The sequence below is a fragment of the Nocardia paucivorans NBRC 100373 genome (assembly GCF_000308675.1).
Taxonomy (GTDB): domain Bacteria; phylum Actinomycetota; class Actinomycetes; order Mycobacteriales; family Mycobacteriaceae; genus Nocardia; species Nocardia paucivorans.
Genome location: NZ_BAGE01000058.1, coordinates 1 through 21,176, shown reverse-complemented (window position 1 = coordinate 21,176; position 21,176 = coordinate 1). Strand labels below are relative to the sequence as shown.

The 21,176-nt window shown below is 65.6% G+C and carries 17 protein-coding genes; 10 read left to right on the top strand and 7 right to left on the bottom strand.

Going from position 1 to position 21,176, the window contains the following annotated elements; all coding sequences use genetic code 11:
- Positions 1–416 precede the first annotated feature (416 nt).
- The 3 genes from ON32_RS21680 (at position 417) to ramB (ending at position 4,769) form a co-directional block, all read left to right on the top strand.
- Positions 417–1,277 (top strand): NERD domain-containing protein, encoded by an 861-nt coding sequence (locus ON32_RS21680; RefSeq protein ID WP_040792836.1) that lies wholly within the window; start codon positions 417–419, stop codon positions 1,275–1,277.
- Positions 1,278–1,468: 191 nt separating this feature from the next.
- Positions 1,469–3,298, top strand: coding sequence for an acyl-CoA dehydrogenase (locus tag ON32_RS21675; RefSeq protein ID WP_040792835.1), 1,830 nt, complete (start codon positions 1,469–1,471; stop codon positions 3,296–3,298).
- Positions 3,299–3,362: 64 nt separating this feature from the next.
- Positions 3,363–4,769: an acetate metabolism transcriptional regulator RamB gene (gene ramB / locus ON32_RS21670; RefSeq protein ID WP_040792834.1), complete on the top strand. Its 1,407-nt coding sequence runs from the start codon at positions 3,363–3,365 to the stop codon at positions 4,767–4,769.
- On the opposite strand, the gene ON32_RS21665 is transcribed toward ramB, so the two are convergent.
- Both ON32_RS21665 and ON32_RS21660 read right to left on the bottom strand, forming a co-directional pair.
- Positions 4,762–5,703 carry a hexose kinase gene (locus ON32_RS21665; RefSeq protein WP_245551219.1) on the bottom strand — a complete coding sequence of 314 codons (942 nt, stop codon included), beginning with the start codon at positions 5,701–5,703 and terminating at the stop codon, positions 4,762–4,764. The genes ramB and ON32_RS21665 overlap by 8 nt on opposite strands.
- A gap of 84 nt (positions 5,704–5,787) precedes the next feature.
- The gene (locus ON32_RS21660) at positions 5,788–6,879 is read right to left on the bottom strand and encodes an XdhC family protein (protein ID WP_306307664.1); all 1,092 of its coding nucleotides are present in this window, start codon (positions 6,877–6,879) and stop codon (positions 5,788–5,790) included.
- 735 nt (positions 6,880–7,614) lie between these two features.
- Here ON32_RS21660 and aceA point away from each other — a divergent pair.
- The 5 genes from aceA (at position 7,615) to ON32_RS21635 (ending at position 14,906) form a co-directional block, all read left to right on the top strand.
- Complete coding sequence (gene aceA, locus ON32_RS21655) at positions 7,615–8,901, top strand: isocitrate lyase (RefSeq protein WP_040792833.1); 1,287 nt, start codon at positions 7,615–7,617, stop codon at positions 8,899–8,901.
- 298 nt (positions 8,902–9,199) lie between these two features.
- Positions 9,200–10,075: a 3-hydroxybutyryl-CoA dehydrogenase gene (locus ON32_RS21650; protein WP_040792832.1), complete on the top strand. Its 876-nt coding sequence runs from the start codon at positions 9,200–9,202 to the stop codon at positions 10,073–10,075.
- A gap of 96 nt (positions 10,076–10,171) precedes the next feature.
- Positions 10,172–12,508 (top strand): 5-methyltetrahydropteroyltriglutamate--homocysteine S-methyltransferase, encoded by a 2,337-nt coding sequence (gene metE / locus ON32_RS21645; protein ID WP_040792831.1) that lies wholly within the window; start codon positions 10,172–10,174, stop codon positions 12,506–12,508.
- Positions 12,509–12,570: 62 nt separating this feature from the next.
- Positions 12,571–13,623, top strand: coding sequence for an NAD(P)-dependent alcohol dehydrogenase (locus ON32_RS21640; protein WP_040792830.1), 1,053 nt, complete (start codon positions 12,571–12,573; stop codon positions 13,621–13,623).
- Between the two features lie 218 nt (positions 13,624–13,841).
- Positions 13,842–14,906: a S1C family serine protease gene (locus ON32_RS21635; protein WP_245551218.1), complete on the top strand. Its 1,065-nt coding sequence runs from the start codon at positions 13,842–13,844 to the stop codon at positions 14,904–14,906.
- Positions 14,907–14,950: 44 nt separating this feature from the next.
- Here ON32_RS21635 and ON32_RS21630 read toward each other — a convergent pair whose 3' ends face one another.
- The 5 genes from ON32_RS21630 to ON32_RS21610 all read right to left on the bottom strand — a co-directional run bounded on the left by ON32_RS21630 (position 14,951) and on the right by ON32_RS21610 (position 19,074).
- On the bottom strand, positions 14,951–15,988 hold the full coding sequence (locus ON32_RS21630) for an alpha/beta fold hydrolase (protein ID WP_040792828.1): 1,038 nt from the start codon (positions 15,986–15,988) through the stop codon (positions 14,951–14,953).
- A 92-nt stretch (positions 15,989–16,080) separates the two neighbouring features.
- Positions 16,081–16,377 carry a DUF2516 family protein gene (locus tag ON32_RS21625; RefSeq protein WP_085995240.1) on the bottom strand — a complete coding sequence of 99 codons (297 nt, stop codon included), beginning with the start codon at positions 16,375–16,377 and terminating at the stop codon, positions 16,081–16,083.
- A 93-nt stretch (positions 16,378–16,470) separates the two neighbouring features.
- Positions 16,471–17,145, bottom strand: a complete 675-nt coding sequence (locus ON32_RS21620; RefSeq protein ID WP_040792827.1) for a heparin-binding hemagglutinin — start codon at positions 17,143–17,145, stop codon at positions 16,471–16,473.
- Positions 17,142–17,633 carry a helix-turn-helix domain-containing protein gene (locus ON32_RS21615; RefSeq protein WP_040792826.1) on the bottom strand — a complete coding sequence of 164 codons (492 nt, stop codon included), beginning with the start codon at positions 17,631–17,633 and terminating at the stop codon, positions 17,142–17,144. The genes ON32_RS21620 and ON32_RS21615 overlap by 4 nt, the downstream gene beginning before the upstream one ends.
- 106 nt (positions 17,634–17,739) lie before the next feature.
- Entirely contained in the window at positions 17,740–19,074 is a 1,335-nt protein-coding gene (locus ON32_RS21610) for a DUF445 domain-containing protein (RefSeq protein ID WP_373284347.1), read from the bottom strand.
- A gap of 257 nt (positions 19,075–19,331) precedes the next feature.
- On the opposite strand from ON32_RS21610, the gene ON32_RS21605 reads away from it, so the two are divergent.
- Both ON32_RS21605 and ON32_RS21600 read left to right on the top strand, forming a co-directional pair.
- Positions 19,332–20,027, top strand: a complete 696-nt coding sequence (locus ON32_RS21605) for a TetR/AcrR family transcriptional regulator (RefSeq protein ID WP_083874711.1) — start codon at positions 19,332–19,334, stop codon at positions 20,025–20,027.
- A 138-nt stretch (positions 20,028–20,165) separates the two neighbouring features.
- Positions 20,166–21,176, top strand: a 1,011-nt coding sequence (locus tag ON32_RS21600) for an ABC1 kinase family protein (protein ID WP_040792824.1), incomplete at its 3' end; no start/stop codon positions are given.

The window sequence follows — 21,176 nt, the reverse complement described above, 5'->3', positions numbered from 1 at the left end:
CTACGGGCCCGATCCGGTCCTCGTCGATGCCCACTGCCCCACCCTGCCGCGTCGAGCGCGGGAACCCGCCACCTCGGCCGCCCGCCACGAATAGAACTTCGGCACGACCCGCTCGGCCGCCTCCCCCGAACGGATATAGGCGACAAAGCCGAATTCTTCCGCTCCTTCGGGGGTGATTTTCCCGGAACGACCTCCTCGTGGCCGACGAGGCCCTCGATCTCGGGAATGCCCGGAACCTGGCGGCGCCTTTCGGTGCGTATCGCTGTGCGGTAACGCCCCGATATGGTTCGCTGGGGGCAGCGCGGCCGGAACAGTGGCCGGATGGGTGGTGTGCCAGAACTTTTGCCGGGACATTATTCGAAAGGGGGTCGGGTGGTGGGTGAGAACGCATCGTCGCACGGCAAGGGGAGCGCGCGATGCTGGTGAAGGTCGACGATCGAGCGGAATTGACCGCGGCCGAAGAAGAATTCGTGGAATGCCTCCGGAATTTTCCGACGGTCGGACTGGCCATGGTGGACCTACGTGTCGGCACCGAGCGGGGAACCAGGCAGATCGATGCGGTGATCTTCACCGTCCAGGGCGTTACCGTCGTGGAGGTGGTCGGCTTCCGCCGGCGCCAGAGTGGGGTGTTCGAGGTACCCACGGACGGGCGGTGGAAGGTCGGTTCGGAGAACGCCGACCTGGATCTCGCCTTCGGCGCCGATCCCTCGACCATGGTGCAGAACTCGGTGCGCGAGGTGGAGCGGGCCTTCGAGCGCACCGGATTCGACCCCGGGCCCTTGTGCGGCGCGGTGGTCGTGGTGCCGTTTCGCGGATCGGTACTGCGCCCGGCCCGGGTCAATGTGCGTCCCGGTTTGGATGTTGTGGTGGGTAATGTCTCCGATGCCGTCGAACTGCGGATCTACCTGGAGAATTTCGCTCCCGGTGAGCCTCGGTGGACCGCCGATCGGGTGCGGGCCGCGACCACCGCGCTCACCGGGTGGGCGCCCGGGCGCGACGAACTGTTGGATGCGGGTTTCGCGGAGAAACTACCGGAACGGGTGAAACCGTTGCCGCAGGAGCGGGTTCCGGAGCCCACGCGTGGTCAGGCCACCGTGGGCTGGCTGGTCACGGTGGCCGCAATAGTCGGCATGCTCGTGGTCCTCGCCGTGGTCGTCACGACATTGTTCTCCGATGGATCGGATACCGAACCCGCCGCGACCACGCCCTCCTTCGAGGTCACCGCGCCCGTCCCGACGAGGCCGGCGGAGTGCTGGCCATTGCAGCCGGGCTGCTGAACCCGAGGCCGGTTCGAGCCGGTGCCCACCCATGGCCGCGCGATCACGGGGCGCGCGGCCGCTTCCACGCGGTGTGAACTGGACGAATATCACGATGACGGGGTGGTGTGGTGTGCAACACCAGGCATTCGTACGATGTCTAAACCGTCAGTGCGCGGCCGAGCGGCCGTGGTGAAGTCGAGGAGGACACGGTGGGCCACTACCGGGCGAACGTGCGTGATATCGAGTTCAACCTGTTCGAGGTATTCGGACTGGACAAGCTGCTCGATTCCGGGGCCTACGGCGATCTGGACAGTGACACCGCCCGCGATATCCTGGCCGAGGTGCGGCGTCTGGCCGAGGGGCCGGTCGCCGAATCGTTCGCCGCGGCCGACCGGGAGCCGGTCACTTTCGATCCGCAGACACATACCGTCGAGGTCCCCGAACCGCTGCGCAAGACCGTGTCGGCCATTCAGGAGGCCGGCTGGCACCGGCTCGGCCTACCCGAGGGGGTGGGTGGCACCCCCGCTCCCGCCGCGCTGGCCTGGGCGGTCAACGAGATGATCACCTGCGCGAACCCGGCGGCGACCTTCTTCGATATGGGCGCGGTCATGGCGGCGGTCCTGTACCAGATCGGCAACGAGCAGCAGAAGCACTGGGCCGCAGCCGGTTTCGAACGGCACTGGGCGGGCACCATGGTGCTCACCGAACCCGACGCCGGATCCGATGTGGGCGCCGGCCGCACCAAGGCGATCGAACAGCCGGACGGCAGCTGGCATATCGAAGGGGTCAAGCGCTTCATCTCGGGCGCCGATGTGGGTGACACCGCCGAGAACGTCTTCCACCTGGTGCTGGCCCGCCCCGAGGGCGCCGGCACCGGCACCAAGGGACTGTCGCTGTTCTATGTGCCGAAGTTCCACTTCGACCCCGAGACCCTGGAACTGGGTGAGCGCAACGGTGTCTTCGTCACCAATGTCGAGCACAAGATGGGGCTGAAGTCCTCGCCCACCTGCGAACTGACCTTCGGCGGTCACGGTATTCCGGCCAAGGGCTGGCTCGTCGGCGACACCCACAACGGCATCGCGCAGATGTTCAAGGTCATCGAGAACGCGCGCATGATGGTGGGCGTCAAATCGAGCGGCACCCTGTCCACCGGCTACCTGAACGCACTCGACTACGCCAAACAGCGCGTCCAGGGTGCGGATATGACCCGGATGACGGACAAGACCGCGCCGCGCGTCACCATCATGCGCCACCCGGATGTGCGCCGCAGCCTGCTCATGCAGAAGGCCTACGCCGAGGGCCTGCGCGCGGTGTATCTGTACACCGCCGCCCATCAGAACGCCGATGTCGCCGAGCTGGTGTCGGGAGCGGATGCCGAGACAGCGCACCGGGTGGACGATCTGCTGCTGCCGATCGTCAAGGGTGTCGGTTCCGAGCGGGCCTACCAGTACCTCACCGAGTCGTTGCAGACCCTGGGTGGTTCCGGATATCTGCAGGACTACCCGATCGAGCAGTACATCCGCGACGCCAAGATCGACTCGCTGTACGAGGGCACCACCGCCATCCAGGCGCAGGACTTCTTCTTCCGCAAGATCCTGCGGGATCAGGGCGTGGCGTTCAATTACGTCACCGGGCGGATCACCGCGTTCCTGGATGCCGCCACCGGTCGCTTCGACACCGAACGCGCCTTGTTGCGCACCGCCCTCGAAGATGTTCAGGCGATGGCGTTCGCGCTCACCGGTTACGCCATGGGTGCGCAGTCCGATCCCGCCCAGCTGTACAAGGTGGGTCTCGGTTCGGTGCGGTTCCTGCTCGCCGTGGGTGATCTGCTCATCGGCTGGCGCTTGCTGGAGCAGGCCGAGATCGCCACCGCCGCGCTGGACGGGGACGTCTCGGCCGCCGATCGGGCCTTCTACACCGGCAAGGTCGGGGTGGCCCGGTTCTTCGCGCGGAATGTGCTGCCCACCCTGACCGGTATCAAGGACATCATCGCCGCCTTGGATCTCGACGCCATGGAATTGCCGGAGGAGGCCTTCTGATCCGATGGCCAATTACTGTTAATTCCACTATTGCAGGATGTGAATCCAGTCCTAGACTGGACGAATGGCCAAGACATACGTCGGTGCTCGGTTACGTCAATTGCGAACCGAGCGCGGGCTGAGCCAGGTCGCCCTCGCGCAGCAGCTGGAGATATCGGCGAGCTATCTCAATCAGATCGAGCACGATGTGCGTCCGCTCACCGTGCCGGTGCTGTTGCGGATCAGCGAGGTCTTCGGCGTCGACGCGACGTTCTTCTCCCCGCAGGACGACACCCGGCTCATAGCCGAATTGCAAGAAGTGGTGATGGACCAGGAACTGGGTATCGAGGCCGATGCTCGGGAGATCGCGGAAATGGTGTCCGCGCACCCGAGCATGGCCCGGGCCCTGGTCAATATGCACAATCGCTATCGCAATACCAGTGCCCAACTGGCCGCCGCCACAGAAGACCGATTCGCCGACGGCGCGGGGAGCGCGGCGATCAGTAAACCGCACGAGGAAGTGCGCGATTACTTCTACCAGCGGCAGAACTACATCCACGAACTCGACACAGCCGCCGAGGAGCTGGCCAACCGTATCCGATTCCACGGCGGTGACCTGTACAGCGAGATACCCAGGCTGTTACGGGCGCACGGGGTGCGCATCGTGGAGCGCATCGATCTCGGCGAAGGAGTGCTGCACCGCTACGACCCGGAAAGCCAGACGCTGGAGATCGCCCCGCACCTCTCGGGCGGACAGCGTGCCTTCAAACTGGCCGCCGAGCTCTCCTATTTCGAATGTGGGCCGTTATTGGAAAAACTGGTCGAAGAGGGGAATTTCGCTTCTTCCGACACCAAGAAACTGGCCATGCTCGGTCTCGCAAACTACTTCGCGGCGGCAACGGTGCTGCCCTATACCTACTTCCATGAGGTGGCCGAGGACTTCCGCTACGACATCGAACGGCTGTCGGCGTTCTTCACCCAGAGCTATGAGACGATCTGTCATCGCCTCTCCACCCTGCAGCGACCGGAACTGCGCGGGGTGCCGTTCTCGTTCGTCCGGGTGGACCGAGCGGGGAATATGTCGAAACGCCAGTCGGCGACCGGTTTCCACTTCTCCTCCAGCGGAGGTACCTGCCCGCTGTGGAATGTGTACGAAACCTTCGCCTACCCGGGCAAGATCATGACCCAGATCGCGCAGATGCCGGATGGCCGCAAATACCTGTGGGTCGCCCGGACCGTGGAGCGTCGCGCCACCCGGTATGGGCAGCCGAGCAAGACCTTCGCCATCGGTCTGGGTTGTGAATTGCGCCACGCGGGACGGGTGGTGTATGCCGATGGCATTGATCTACGGGAGGCCACGGCCACCCCGATCGGGGCCGGATGCCGGGTCTGCGATCGCGCCAACTGCCCGCAGCGGGCCTTTCCCCCATTGGGTAAGAAGCTCGACATCAGCGAGCATCGAAGTTCGGTTTCCCCCTACGTTCTCAAGTAACGGCGAGTTCCTCGACCTGCACCTGGGGTGTGAGATGCTCCCGCAACCGCCGGTCTATCTCACCGGCCACCGGGATGACGATCGCCGCCGCGGAGGTCGCCACCGTATCGGTGAGCAGGGTGGGCCAGTCGGGTTCGGCGTCGGCCGCCAGCGCGGAGATGACCGCCGCCGTCGCCGCGTCACCCGCTCCCATGGCATTACCGGCCAGCGGTTCGGGCAGACCGGCCGACCACGCTCGGCCTTCGGTCACCGCCACCATACCGAGCTCCCCGCGGGTCACGATCACCGCGCGCACTCCGGCCGCGATGAGCGGCCGGACCGCTCGAACCACCTCCTGCGGTGTCTGCGGACGGGTGTTGGTGAGTTGGTGCAGTTCCGCGAGGTTGGGGATGAGGATCACACCCGGCACCCGGGCGGCCAGGCGCAAGGCCTCTCCGTCGAGATCGCAGATGGTGGGCACCCCGGCGGCCACCGCGGTGCGGGCGATTCGTGCGGGCAGTTCGGCATCGATTCCGCCCGGTAGCGAACCGGCGATCACCAATCCGGCGATATCGGGCAGCAACCCGGCCACGCGCACCGCCAACTGTTCGGCGGCGTGCGGATTCGACACCCGCGCTCCCGGTTCCCACAGGGCGGTCGCCGTTCCGGTATCCGATTCGCTGATCACCACCGTGCGTCGTACCCACGGCAGGGCGTGCACGAAATCCACCGGCATCTCCAATTCCGCAGCCGCGGCGAAGGCGTGGTCGGCGAATCCGGTGGCGCGGGTGTAGCGTCCCAGCTGGTTGAGCACCCGCGTCACATTGATGCCCTTACCTCCGAGACGTTGCTCGACCGAATTGACCCGATGTGCCCGTCCCCGCGTGAAGTGCTCGACCCGGTAGGTCACATCGTAGGCGGGATTCATTGTCACCGTGAGGATCACGAGAACCACTGTTCCTGACCGGCGGGCAGTGCAACAGGTCTCGGGGCCGATTCGTATCGGATCTCATCCGGGCCGACGGGCGCGATGCGCGGTTTAACCGGCGACCGCCTCGGTGGCATACGGCAGGGTGATCCGGCCCGGACGTCCGTTCCGCGCGGCCAGTATCTCCGCGGTGACGGCTACCGCGGTCTCTGCCGGGGTGAGGGCGCCGATATCCATTCCGGCCGGTGCGCGCAACCGGGCCAGCGCCGCCTCGCCGAAACCGCCGGCCTTCAGATCCTCCATGCGCCGGGCGTGGGTGGAGGGGGATCCGAGCGCGCCGATATAGCCGACTTCGGGGAGTCGCAATGCCACCGTGAGCAGCGGGAGTTCGAACTGCGGGTCGTGTGCCACCACCACGATCGCGGTGGTGGGTTCGATCTGTCCGCTCGCGGCGAGGGTGTTCAGATACCGGTGGGGCCAGTCGACCACGACCTCGGCCCCGGGGAACACATCGGGGTTGGCGAAGTCGGCCCGCGCGTCGCAGACGGTTACCCGGTAGCCGAGCAGTCGGGCCTGGGTGGACAGGGCCGCCGCATACGCGTTGGCGCCGAAGATGATCAGATGCGGCGGCGGGGCGAAGGAGGCGACGAATATATCCGACTGGGGTAGTGACACCAGCTCGGTCTTGTGTTTTTTGTCGGTGATCAGATGCTGGCCGATCATCGCTGGTTCCGGATTCCACACCACCGTGAAAACGGTGACCCGCCGATGGGAGGCGATTTCGGTGGCCACGGTGGGGAATTCCGGGAAGTGGAATCTGGAGAACGGCTCGGTGAACACGTCGATGACACCGGTGTCGGCTCCGGAAACGGGATCGGGCACCGCGAAACGGTGCAGCGCGCGCTGACCGGTTCGGGCGGCCTGAAGGGCGGCCTCGTAGGCGGCCTCCTCGACGCCACCGAGCGCGAACGATCCGAATATCCCACCGTCGGGATCGACCAGCATGGCCGTGCCCACCGGAAGTTCGGTGGAACCACCGGTACGCACTATGGTGGCCAGTCCGCCGGTCCGGCCGGAACGCCATACCCGCAGTAGGTCGTCGACGATATCCCGCATCCACAGCTCCGATCCACCGTGCGGCGGTGGGCGGGCGCTACCGATCGGCACCCCGTCACCGATGACCGCGCACGTGACGCAAACCATAGCGCTGTTCGGTGTGGATTGTGACCCTGTGGGGAAATCTTGATCGACCGATCTGTGAATACACCGGCATACGTTGTATTCGGTCACAGTATTTCTCCATTGTCTTCGGATGTCTTCGGATGTCTTCGGACTTCTTCGGATCGTTGTCTTCGGATCTTTCCGTCATTGCCGAGAAATGGGAGAAACCGGACACGCGGTCGAATGTGCGTCCCGCGATATCGGGTCGTGCACCGGCCGGTGGAGTTGTGTCGGGTGACGGGCATGTGCGAACGGTTGGGCGTAAGGGTCGGCGACATGGGGCGCCATGCGTCCGGAGGGTGCGGCCGGTATTCCTGATCGGTTACCGATGGCGGGTGCCATCAGTTATGAGTGTGCTCACAGCCGGAGATTCCATCCTTTCGGCGTGCCGGAGCTGCCGCCCGATGGAAACAGTACGAGCGTTACGCTAAAACCCCACGTCAGAGCTACTGGCCGGTAGATTTCAGGCGTGCAATTCGCAGGCAAACTTTGCAAGATTAGCGAACTAGCGAGTAAACCTAGCTTAGATTCACATAAGCAACAGGTAGACGCTGTTTTCTCGATGTGTCATCGTGTGGAGGTACACCCCATAGGCCTTGCAAGCCTGCGAATTGTCATCTCGGCAGTATGAGCGGAAACCTTCGGACGACGCTCACGGCGCGCTCAACGCGGTGCGCCCCGGATGGCACCGACCGAACAAAGAAGTGGAGTCTCGCGATGTCGACTACCGGCACCCCCAGGACCGCTGAGGAGATCCAGAAGGACTGGGACACCAACCCCCGTTGGAAGGGCGTCACCCGCAACTACACCGCCGAGCAGGTGGCCAAGTTGCAGGGCAATGTCGTCGAGGAGAACACGCTTGCCCGTCGCGGCGCGGAAATCCTGTGGGAGCAGGTCAACAACGAGGACTACATCCACGCCCTCGGCGCTCTCACCGGCAATATGGCCGTGCAGCAGGTGCGCGCCGGCCTGAAGGCCATCTACCTCTCCGGCTGGCAGGTCGCCGGTGACGCCAACCTGTCCGGTCACACCTACCCCGACCAGAGCCTGTACCCGGCCAACTCGGTGCCGGCCGTGGTCCGTCGCATCAACAACGCACTGCTGCGCGCCGACGAGATCGCCAAGGTCGAGGGCGACACCTCGGTCGACAACTGGCTGGTGCCGATCGTCGCCGACGGTGAGGCCGGTTTCGGTGGTGCGCTGAACGTCTACGAACTGCAGAAGGCCATGATCGCCGCGGGTGCCGCCGGTACCCACTGGGAGGACCAGCTGGCCTCGGAGAAGAAGTGCGGCCACCTGGGCGGCAAGGTGCTCATCCCCACCTCGCAGCACATCCGCACCCTGACCTCCGCGCGTCTGGCCGCCGACGTCGCCGACGTCCCGACCGTGGTTATCGCCCGTACCGACGCCGAGGCCGCTACCCTCATCACCTCCGATGTGGACGAGCGCGACCGTCAGTTCATCACCGGTGAGCGCACCTCCGAGGGCTTCTACCAGGTCAAGAATGGTATCGAGCCGTGCATCGCGCGGGCCAAGGCCTACGCCCCCTACGCCGACCTGATCTGGATGGAAACCGGCACCCCGGACCTGGAGCTGGCCCGCAAGTTCGCCGAGGCCGTCAAGAGCGAGTTCCCCGACCAGCTGCTGGCCTACAACTGCTCGCCGTCGTTCAACTGGAAGAAGCACCTGGACGACGCCACCATCGCGAAGTTCCAGAAGGAGCTGGGTGCGATGGGCTTCAAGTTCCAGTTCATCACCCTGGCGGGTTTCCACGCCCTGAACTACGGCATGTTCGACCTGGCCTACGGTTACGCCCGCGAGGGTATGACCGCCTATGTCGACCTGCAGGAGCGCGAGTTCGCGGCCGAGGCGCGCGGCTACACCGCCACCAAGCACCAGCGTGAGGTGGGTGCCGGCTACTTCGACACCATCGCCACCACCGTGGACCCGAATACCTCCACCGCGGCCCTGAAGGGCTCCACCGAAGAGGGTCAGTTCCACTGAGAAATGTCGTGACCGTAACCGGTTACGCAGGGACCGCGGCGACCTGATCCCCGCCGCGGACACCCATGGCCCACTACTCCGGTAGGGGTGTACCGCCCTCCCCGCTGACAGCCCCAGCGGGGAGGGCAATCCCTTTTCATCCCTTCAGCCCTTTTCATCCCTTCAGCCCTTTTCTTCCCTTCCAATCCGCCCCGAGCGCGGAGACAACCGAAATACTTGAGCGGCGAAGGCTCGCTCGTAGCGGAGCACACCTTCACCCCAGCCACCGACAGGCCAGACCAACCAGCAGGAGCGGGACGTGAGCAGCGAGAAGATTCAGCGCGTCGGTGTTATCGGCGCCGGACAGATGGGTTCCGGAATCGCGGAGGTGTGCGCCCGGGCGCATGTCGATGTTCTGGTGTACGAGCAGACCCGGGAACTGGCCGCCGCCGGCCGGTCGCGCATCCTGCGGTCGCTGGACCGTGGTGTGAGCAGCGGCAAGATCACCGAACGCGAACGCGAGCAGGCGGCCTGGCGGCTGCGGTTCACCTCCGACCTGGGCGATTTCGCCGACCGTCAGCTGGTCGTGGAGGCCGTGCTGGAGGACGAGCAGGTCAAAACCGCCATCTTCGCCGAACTGGACAAGGTGGTGACCGACCCGAACGCCGTCCTGGCCTCCAATACCTCTTCCATTCCGATCATGAAGATCGCGGTGGCCACCAACAATCCCGAACGCGTCGTCGGTATGCACTTCTTCAACCCGGTGCCGGTGCTGCCGCTGGTGGAGCTGGTCACCACCCTCAAGACCAGTGAGGCGGTATCGCAGCGGGCCGAGGCCTTCGCAAGCACCACCCTGGGCAAAGAAGTCGTGCGCTCGGCCGACCGTTCCGGTTTCGTGGTGAACGCCCTGCTGGTGCCCTACCTGCTCTCGGCCATCCGGATGGTGGAATCCGGTTTCGCCACCAAAGAGGATGTCGACAAGGCCATGGTGCTCGGCTGCGCCCACCCGATGGGTCCGCTGGCGCTCACCGACCTGGTGGGCCTGGACACGGTGAAATCCATTGCCGACTCCATGTACGCCGAATTCAAGGAACCCCTGTACTCCGCGCCGCCGCTGCTGATGCGCATGGTGGAGGCGGGCCTGCTCGGCAAGAAGACCGGCGCGGGCTTCTACCAGTACAACCACAAGAGCTGAACAATCGGGTCGGGACCGAGATATTTCCCGGGCCCGACCCGCCCTCGACAATATGTGCGCGCAGACGCGCCGATACACACCTAAAAGGGATCCGGCATGGTCAACGTCAGCGATGGATTCGGTTCGAGTGTTCTGGGGTATCCGCGGATCGGCCCATACCGGGAACTGAAGCGGGCCCTGGAGGCGTACTGGCGCGGGGCGAGTTCCCCGGAGGAACTGCTCGCGGTAGGCCGCGATATCCAGGAGCGGCAATTCAGTGAGCTGGCCGCCACCGGTCTCACCCAGGTTCCGGGCAATACGTTCTCCTTCTACGACCATGTCCTGGACAACGCCCTGCTGTTCGGTGCGGTCCCCTCCCGATTCGAGGAATTCCGGCAGGATATGCATCCGCTGGACTTCTATTTCCTGATGGCCCGGGGACGGCCGGATCTGCCTCCGCTGGAGCTGGTCCGTTACTTCGGCACCAACTACCACTACCGGCAGCCGGAACTGGACGCCGACACCGAGTTCTCGCTGCGCCCGGAAGCGCTGCTGGACGAATGGGACCGGGCCATGGCCCAGGGCATCGAGCTGCGGCCGGTGGTGTTGGGTCCGCTGTCGTTGCTGCTGTTGTCGAAAGCGGGACACGTTCCGGGCGAATCGGCCGGATTCGAGACGATCGAACTGCTCGACCGCTTGCTGCCGGTGTACGAGGAACTGTTCGAAATCCTGGCCAAGCGGGGTTCCACCTGCGTGCAGTTGGACGAACCGTGCTACACCGCCGAACGCACGGAGGCCGAACTCGCCGCATTCGAGAAGGCCTATGAGCGCTTGTCGAAAGCGCCGTTGCGGCCGCGTCTGCTGGTCACCGGCCAGTACGGTGACTTCGGTGAGGCATTGCCCATCCTGGCCCGCACGGGGGTGGAGGCCATCGGCCTGGACCTGGCCTCGTACCGGATGCGTCCGGAGGATCTGGCCGCGATTCCGGGAATTCGACGCAAGAGGCTGTACGCGGGTGTCATCAGCGGGCTGAACGTGTGGCGGGCCGACCGCTACGTCACGTTGACATACCTTCAGGAACTGGCCCAGGTGTGCCCGGATCTGGTGGTCTCCACCGGTACCACCCTGCTGCATGTGCCCTACGACGTTCTCTCCGAATACGAGATCGAGGGCAATGTCGCCGATCGTCTGGCCTTCGCGAAACAGAAGGTGGGCGAGGTCGTCTCACTGGCGAAGGCGCTCACCGAGGGCCCTTCGGAGAAGTGGCGCAAACGGCCGTCCGAAGTGCATTTCAAACAGAAGCACGCGGTGCGGCAACGGGTGTACGCGATCACCCCGCAGATGCGGACGCGTGAACCGTACGAGGTGCGGCGGGCCGCGCAGCAGGCGAAGCTGAATCTGCCGCCGGTGCCCACCACCACTCTGGGCTCGTTCCCGCAGAGCACCGAGGCCCGCCAGGCCCGTCATGATCTGGCCGAGGGCCGGCTGTCCTACGACGAATACCGCAAGCGGATCGAGGCCGAGATCGCGGCCACCATCCGGCTGCAGGAGGATATCGGCCTGGATGTGCTGGTGCACGGCGAGCACGAGCGCAACGATATGGTCCAGTACTTCGCCGAACTGCTCGACGGGTTCGCCACCACGCATTTCGGCTGGGTGCAGGTGTACGGGTCGCGGTGTGTGCGGCCGCCGATCATCTACGGCGACGTCTCGCGGCCGGCGCCGATGACGGTGGACTGGATCACCTACGCGCAGTCGCTCACCGATAAACCGGTGAAGGGCATGGTGACCGGACCGGTCACCATGATCGCGCGTTCGTTCGTCCGGCAGGACCAGCCGCTGTACGAGACCGCCGATCAGGTGGCCTTGGCCATTCGGGACGAGGTCGTCGATCTGGAGAAGGCGGGTATCTCCATCATCCAGGTCGACGAGCCCGCACTGCGGGAGCTGTTGCCGGCCCGGCCACGGGGGCGCGCGGAATACCTGCGCTGGGCAATCGCGGCATTCCGGTTGGCCACCGCGGGTGTTGCGCCGGAGACCCAGATCCACACCCATATCCCGTACTCCGGACGTACCGAGATCGTGAAGGCGATCGAACAACTCGACGCGGATGTCACCGCCATTGTCGCCACTCGCTCGATCGAATGGGTGCTCAAGGCGCTGGAGGAGGATTACGCCTCCGGACACGGGCTCAGCCACGGCGTCGGGCCCGGTGTGTACGAAAGCCGGTCGGCCCGTATCCCGGATATCGACGAGCTGGACGAACTGCTCTCCGCCGCGGCCGCGGCCGTGGGTCCCGAGCGGTTGTGGGCCAACCCGGATGGTGGGCTGAAAACTCGACACTACTGGCAGTTGGAACCGTCGCTGCGCAATATGGTGGCGGCCGCCCGGCGGGTACGCCGCCGAATCGAGGCGGCCGCGAGCGAGGCGGCGCGGTCGGACGCCGGTGAGTGAATCGGGCTGTGTGACGCAGATGTCGTTGGCGAACCGACCGATGCGGCGGTAGGCATGAACGCATGAGTACTGCTGCCGCATATGCCACGGCCGGACCGAACGCTCCGTTCGAGAAGGTCACCATCGAGCGTCGCGAACTCGGTCCGCACGATGTGTTGATCGATATCAAGTACGCGGGGATATGCCACTCCGATATCCACACCGCGCGGAACGAATGGCGAGGCACCAACTACCCGTGTGTCCCGGGCCACGAGATCGCCGGCATCGTGGCGGCCGTCGGTTCCGCGGTGACCCGGTATCAGGTCGGTGACCGGGTGGGTGTGGGCTGCATGGTCGATTCCTGCGGGGTATGCGAGTCCTGCCTGGACGGGGAGGAGCAGTACTGCACCCGAGGGGCCGTCATGACCTACAACACCCAGGTCCCCGAATCGGTGCAGCCCGGCGGCCACACCCTCGGCGGCTATGCCACCCAGATCGTGGTGACCGAGAACTTCGTGGTGGGCATCCCCGAGGGCATCGATCTGTCGGTGGCGGCACCACTACTGTGCGCGGGAGTCACCCTGTATTCGCCCCTGCGGCATTGGCAGGCGGGCCCGGGTAAACAGGTCGCGATAATCGGCATGGGTGGGCTCGGCCATATCGGCGTCAAGATCGCCGCCGCGCTCGGCGCGGAGGTCACCGTGCTCAGCCATTCGCTGAGCAAACAGGAGGACGGTAGGCGGTTCGGCGCCCACCACTACTACGCCACCAGCGATAAGCAGACCTTCCGGGAACTTCGTGGCCGGTTCGATCTCATCATCAACACCGTCTCCGCCGATCTGCCGATCGATAGTTATATGAAATTGCTCCGGCGCGACGGCACCCTGGTGATCCTCGGTCTCCCCGAACAACCGCTACAGGTGCGGCCGAACACCCTGGCCTCGTACCGTCGATCGCTGTCCGGCTCGATGATCGGCGGAATCGCCCAGACCCAGGAAATGCTGAACTTCTGTGCCGCACACGGTATCGGCGCCGAGGTGGAGGTGATCGCCGCCGACGAGATCGATGGCGCCTACGACCGTGTGGTGGCCAGTGATGTGCGGTACCGATTCGTGATCGATATCGCCACGATGTGACCTCCCGTCCGTGGTGAATCGGATACGAATCCCACGGCCTGTGCCCGCCCGGATGCGCCGAGAATGGTCGGTTGTTCCCGGTGGTGGGGAAATCGGATGAGTTGCCGTGAGTCCGGGAGACAATGGGGGTGTTCGGGCTCGGGTGAGGGCGGAGACTCATGGAGGACCACTGGCGGGGCACGAGCCCCGAAGGATCGACCGGCGGTGGTCGCGCGTTCGTGACGCTGCTCGTGGCGCTCATTGCCGCCGCCGCGTTCTTCGGCCATCCGGGGCGGCTTCCGGACTGGTGGACGTTCCAGCGTGCCGAATCACCGGTCGCCACCCGATCGGTGACCCGGCCGCCGCTGGACGCGGCGGCGGTCGCGGCGGGAATCCGGCAGGTACTGGTGAACATCACCGCCTCGACCACGCCGTTCGGCGCCGCCGCCGGTTCCGGCATCGTCCTGAGCGAGGACGGTCAGGTGCTCACCAGCCATCATGTGGTGAAGGGCGCGAAAACGGTGCGGGTCACCCGGGTCGCCGACGGGGCGGCGTACGAGGCGAAGATACTCGGCTACGACTCCGGCGCCGATATCGCACTGCTGTCGCTCATCGGCGCCTCCGGGTTGGTCGCGGCCCGCATCGGCAGCTCGGCGCAACTGCAAATCAGCGATGAAGTGCTGGCCATGGGCAATGCCGGCGGTAGCGGTATCCCCACCGCGGTCAGTGGACGGGTCACCGATCTGGACAGCACCATAGTGGCCCTGAACGGAACGGATCTGTCCCGTAAGGCGCTCACCGGAATGGTGGAGATCTCCGCGGCGGTCAGCTCCGGACAGTCCGGCGGCGCCCTGGCCGATCACACCGGCGCTGTGGTGGGGGTGATCGCGGCGGCCTCCGGCGATCGCGACCCGCCACCGGACGGACGGCCGGTGGACCCGCCGAACGGCTATGCGGTGCCCATCGATACCGCCATGCGCATCGTGCGTCAGATTCGTTCCGGAACCCCGACCGAGGCCGTGCACATCGGCCCCACCGCGACACTGGGGGTATTGGTCTCCGATGCCGCGCCCACCGGCGCCCATATCGATATCGCCATCACCGGGTTGCCCGCGCATACCGCCGGTATCTCCGACGGCGAGATCATCACGTCGCTCGACGGCCATCCGATCACCACCGCGCGGGCGCTACGCGCCGCGCTCAATATCCGCAAACCCGATCAGACGGTGGCTCTCGGGATTCGCGCGGTGGACGGTTCCCAACGCGTTGTTCGAGTCGTGTTGGCGGCGGGCACACCGCACTGACGGCACGGTGGAACATGGTCCCGCCCCGGCGAAGGCACCGACCGCTATCCGGCGGCCTCCACCGAATGGCGTACCGAATCGAGGACGCGGCCGAGCTCGGCGTTGAATCGGTCGATCATCTCCAGATTGCCCAGGTGTCCGGTGGGGAGTACCACCAGGCCCGCCAGGCTGCCCGCTTCCTTCAACCAGCCGGCGATCAGCTCCGAATGCCGGACCGGGGTCAGAAAATCCTCGGAACCGGCCACCACGGTGGTCGGGACCACCAGGTTTCGGGCGGAGTCGCCGAGGTCCATATCGGCCAGCAGCAGGCCGAACTCCGCCCGCACGCGGGCCCGGCAGGAGCGCGCGATATTCATCCCGAACTCGACCAGTTCCCGCTCGGCGGACAGGGTCATGATCTGCCGGGCGAAAATCCACCGTACGGGAGCGACCGGGGGGAACACGATCGTCGCGCCCAGGCCGCGGCGGGCCAGCCACATGGGCAGCGGGAAGACCCGGTTCAGGCCGGGCAGCATGCGGTTGAACAGCGGAACGACAGTTGTCTCGGCGACCAGTTCCCGCGGCCCGGTATTGGTGAGCAGTACGGCGGCGGCCTGTTCGGCCACTCGGTGCGGATAGCGGCTCGCCCAGGCCTGCAGGGTCATCCCGCCGAGGCTGTGGCCCACCAGGACGGCCCGTTTACCGGGCCGCAGCACCGCGGACAGCACGGCGTCCAGATCGTCGGCCAGCCGGTGGCAGTCCACCGGGCCCTCGCCGAGTTCGCTTTCGCCGTGGCCACGCAGGTCGAAGGCGACGATCCGACAGTTCTCGGCGAAGGCGTTGATCTGCGGATTCCAGTACTCCAGACAGCAGGTCCAGCCATGTATCAGCACCACGACCTGGCCGTCGGCGGGACCGTAGGCGTGTACCCGCAGCCGGGCGCCGTCGGCGGCCCGCACCGGGATCACCTCGTGCGGGATGGTCGGCGGGTTCAGATCGGGGCGGGGGTAGGTGCGCGACCGAAGGTTTGCGCGGTGTATTTCGAGCAGCCCCTCGATCTCACCGATGAGGCGCTCCAATGCTTTCGGCAGTCTCGCACGCATCGGGCACTCCTTTGTGTTACCGGGCGATACGGTAACATCTGGAGCCGGTGCTTGCTAGTGCAAGCACCGTGGACATCTCGTTCGTGACACCGCTACCAGCGCGGGCCGCGCTGGACCTCGTCGACCTTGGGGCGAACGTCCGCCAGGTAGATACCGGTGCCGATAATGGCCACGAATGCGAAGAGCATTATCCCGGACCAGGCCAAAAGCAGCATCAGCAGCGCAACGCCGAGAATGCCCATCCAGATCGGTTTGGTCAGTTTGTCCACCGCGGTGAACGCGTCGGGCCGCTGCCGGGCGGCGTGAATCAGCGCGAACACGGTCATGCCGATGGCTCCCAGCCACAGCACGAGCATGATCAGCCCGGTCAAACCCTGAACCGTTTCCACTCCCTCATGATAGGAGCAAGGTCCCGAACAGCGCCGGACCCGTGGTGTCGGGTGCACCACGGGTCCGGTGTCGAACAGCGCCGAAGCTCGGCGTCAGGCCTTCTTGGCAGCGGTGGTCTTCTTCGCCGCCGGCGCCTTCTTGGCGGCGGCCTTCTTGACGGGAGCCTTCTTCGGGGCGGGCGCGGGTTCGGTCTCGGTGGCGACCTCGACCACCTCGGCCTCGACGACAGGTTTCTCGGCCCCGGGCGCGGTGGGGGTCTCGGTGGATTCCTTGACCGGACGACCGATCAGGCCGTTGACCCGCTCGAGTACCTCTTCGGCCCGCTCGGCCGCGTCCTTGTACAGGGTTTCGACCCGGTCGAACTGCTCTTCCACCAAATGGTTGGCGCGCAGTCGCTCGAGGGTCTCTTCACCGCGGGCGGTCAGATCCGAGTACAGGTCGATCGCCTGTCGGTAGTACTGCTCGGCGAGCCGGCGCAGCTCATCGGCGGTGAACTTCTCCCGCAGTTCGGCCAGATCCTCCGGCAGTTCCGAAGGCAGGTCCGACAGCTGCTTGCGCAGCGTCTCGAACTGGGCCTGCACATCGGCGGGCAGATTGGCGAAACGCTCCCGGGCCTCGTCGACGCGGGCGGTCACATCCGTGGTCGCGGCGCGTTCGCGCACCTGGTGCACCGCGTCGATCACGGCGGTGTAGACAGCGTCGCCGGCGCCCACGGTGGCGAGCAGCGGCCGGCTGGCGGGGTACTTCTCGGTGAGCTTCTCGGTCATGTGTGGTTCTCCTCGCGTGGCGGAGTCTCGGTCGTGAGACGCGGAACGGCACTGTCCGGGTCGTTCCCCTGGGAGCCGTTGCCGTTCTCCCGGCGGAACGACTCGTAGATGTCCAGCAGCACCTGCTTCTGTCGTTCACTGATCGCGGTATCGGCCAGCAGGGCATCCCGGACGGGGCTGTGCGGCCGCTGCTCGAGGTAGCCGGCCCGCACGTACAACACCTCCGAGGACATCCGCAGCGCCTTGGCTATCTGCGTGAGGACCTCGGCGGACGGGTTGCGCAATCCGCGCTCGATCTGGCTGAGATACGGATTGCTCACCCCCGCCAGCTGAGCGAGTTGGCGCAGCGAGACCTGGGCGGCTTCTCGCTGGGCCCTGATGAAACTCCCGATGTCGTGTGCCGCGTTGACCACGCGGCCTCCCCGTTCTCCGGATCCGGTCCCCGGATCGGCGGTGTGCTGAGCGGAAACCTCGGGCTGGTCGGCCATCACTCACCTTCTGGCGGTTGTACATCTGCGAGGGTAGAGCAGAGTGCTAGCAATTGCAAGCACTTCTGCTAGCGGAGTCGCGGTCGATATTCGGCCGCGTCGGTGTTCAGCCGCCGAACATCAGTTGCGAAACCGTGTAGATCGCCAGCCCGGCGAGTGAACCCACCACCGTGCCGTTGATCCGAATGAACTGCAGGTCACGACCTACCTGCACTTCGATTTTCTTACTTGCCTCATCGGCATCCCATCGGGCCACGGTATCGCTGACGATGGTGGCGATCTCATCCGCATAATTCGCCGCGAGATAGCGAGCACCCCGCTCGAACCAATCGTCCACCTTGGCCCGCATGGTGTCGTCGTCGCGCAGCCGCTCACCCAGCTGTTGGACGTTCTCGGCCACCTTGCGCCGCAGGGTGCTGTTCGGGTCGTCGGCCGATTCCAGAATCAGCCGTTTGGCCGCCCGCCAGGTCGCCTCGGCCAGACCCGTGATCTCCTCTCGGCCCATGATCTGCGATTTCACCCGCTCGGCCTTGGCGATCATCGCCTCGTCGTGTTGTAGATCATGGGCGAACTGCTCCAGAAAGCGGTTGGCCGCCAGCCGCACCTCGTGATCCGGTGTGGTGCGCACGTTCCAGGTGAAAGTGACCAGTTCCCGATATATCCGCTCCGACAGCAGCAGATTGGCGAACTTCGGCGCCCATTGCGGGGCCTCGCTCATCACGACCCGGTCGAGTGTTTCCTGACTGCCCAACGCCCACTGATGCGCCCGCTCGGCGAGAAGGTCCAACAACGCCACCTGTCGGTTGTCGGCCAACAGCTCCGACAGCACCCGGCCGATCGGCGGGCCCCACAGGGGTTCGGCGATCCGCTTGACGATGGTGTTGTCGATGACCTGCTCGACATCCTCGTCCCGCAACACCCCCACCAGCGCCCGCAGAATGGTCGAACTCTCCTGGGCCACCCGCGCGGCATGTTTCGGATCGGCCATCCATCGGCCTATCCGCCACGGAATCCGCGCCGAGTTCACCTTCGCGCTCACCACCTCCGGAGACAGGAAGTTGGTGCCGACGAAATTGCCCAGACTGGCTCCCAGCTGGTCCTTCTTCCGGCGGATGATCGCGGTATGCGGGATCGGCAGACCGAGCGGGTGGCGAAACAGCGCCGTCACCGCGAACCAGTCGGCCAGCGCGCCGACCATGCCCGCCTCCGACGCGGCCCGCACATACCCCACCCAGCCGCCGACGTCCCCACGCATCTCCAGCCACCGACACCCCAGGTAGATGAGTGTGGCCAGGGCGAACAGTCCGGTGGCGAGGGCCTTCATCCGCACCAGATCGCGCCGTTTGCTCGCCTCGTCGGTCAGCGTGGCGAAGGTGCTCGGCATCGCGGGGTCCTCGGAACGGGATCCGAGGACCCCGGTGGAGCCGGGAGCTGTCTGCATGCCCTCCATTCTGCTGGTCCTCGGGTCGATCGCCCGGTGTCGCGGGTCACTCGTCACCAAACCGGCCATCGAAGGGGGCGCGGGGCCTAAGCTGGTGAACGCAGCCGAACCGGACCACAGTCTGAGCGGATGAACGGTCGGCGACGGTGGCGATGTGCGCCTGCACAGGCCGTACCCGCTCGGACGTATCGAACGAGGAGCCCACGCTGTCCACCGAAGACCTTGTCGATATCGGGGAACGTACCGAGCGCTCGCCGGTGCGCACCGCGCGAACCGACGGACGTAAACGTCGGTGGCGCCAGCACAAGATCGACCGGCGCGAAGAGCTCGTAGACGGCACCCTCGCGGCCGTGCGGGCCCGGGGCAGCACCGCGGGAATGGACGAGATCGCCGCCGAGATCGGCGTGTCCAAGACCGTGCTGTACCGCTATTTCTCGGATAAGAGCGACCTGGTCAACGCGGCTATGCAGCGGTTCATCGAAACCACCCTGATGCCGCGCGTCTACGGCGCGATCAGTCTGGAGGCCGACGAGTACCAGCTGGTGCACGCGGCGCTCACCGAGTACGTGGGCGCGGTGGACGAGGACCCCGAGGTCTACCGGTTCATCATGGGCAACGGTTCCGGCGACCCTTCCTCGCTGGCCGATTTCGAGAAGCTGTTCGCCGAGGTGGTGGCGGCGGTGATCGTGGAACGCGGCGGTAAACGCGGTTTCGACACCGATGGCGCCCTGCTGTTCTCCTATGTGCTGGTCGGGGGGATCCAGCTGGCCACCCACTGGTGGACCACCAACAAGACCATGCCGCGGGAGGAGGTCATCGATTACCTGACCATGATGGCCTGGAGCGCCATCGAGGGGATCGCCAAGGCCGGTGGTTCGCGGACCCGATTCCTGCAGCAGCCCCATGTGCTGCCCGACCCGGAACCCGAATCCGCTCCCGCCGCAGAGGACTGACCCCGTCGCCCGGGACTAGCTCCGTTCTCGGGCCGGCTCGACATCCACACGGGTTTGGCTAGTCTGAACCGAACGGAGCAGGCGGCCGATTCGCACCGCCCACCCGCCCCGCGTGTCGGCACCAACGGAGGTACCTCGATGGCGAAACAAGTGCCGACATCCCGGCTGGCCCGCGGCACCAAACTGGGCGCGGTGGCCGCCGGTTCGCTCCTGCGCAAACAGCGCGCGCGGCTGTCCATGCGGGGACGTTCGGAGGCGGTGAAGGCTCAGCTGGCCGAGGAATCGACCCTGCGCAGCACCGAACAGCTGGTCATGGTGTTGGGCACCATGAAGGGCGTGGCCATGAAGCTGGGCCAGATGATGTCGGTGCTCGATATGGATCTGGTGCCGCCCCAGCACCGGGAACGGTTTCAGAAACGACTGGCCGTCCTGCGCAATGCGGCGCCGAGCGTCTCGTTCGAGGCCATGCGCGAGGTGATCGAGGAGGATTACGGCCGGCCACTGGACACGGTGTTCGCCGAATTCGACGCCGAACCCATCGCGGCCGCGTCGATCGGACAGGTGTATGCGGCCCGGTTGTCCGACGGCCGGCGGGTCGCGGTCAAGGTGCAGTACCCGGGCATCGATGCCGCGGTGCGGGCGGATCTGAAGAATCTGACCATGTTCCGCCGGGTGTTGCAGTCGGCGCTGCCCTGGGTGACACCGGCGGTTCTGGACGAGTTGCGGCTGAATATGGAGGCCGAACTCGACTATCGAGAAGAGGCCAGGACCCAGAGGGAGATTGCCGACCTCTACGCCGACCATCCGTTCATCGTCGTCCCGCAGGCGTTGTCCGAATTGAGCACCCGACGGGTATTGGTCAGCGAATATCTGGACGGGATGGGGTTCGACGATATCCGGCAGCTGCCGCGCGCCGAACGCGACCGCATCGGGGAGATCGTCTACCGCTTCTATGTGGGGTCGATGTTCACCTTCAACGAGTTCTGCGGTGACCCCCACCCGGGCAATGTGCTGCTCGCCGATGACGGTCGAGTGGGTTTCCTCGATTTCGGTCTGTACAACCGGATGGATCCCGAGCATGTGCGATTCGAGATCACCTGTTTGCGGGCCGCGGCGGAGGATCGGGCAGAAGACCTGCGCGAGTTGATG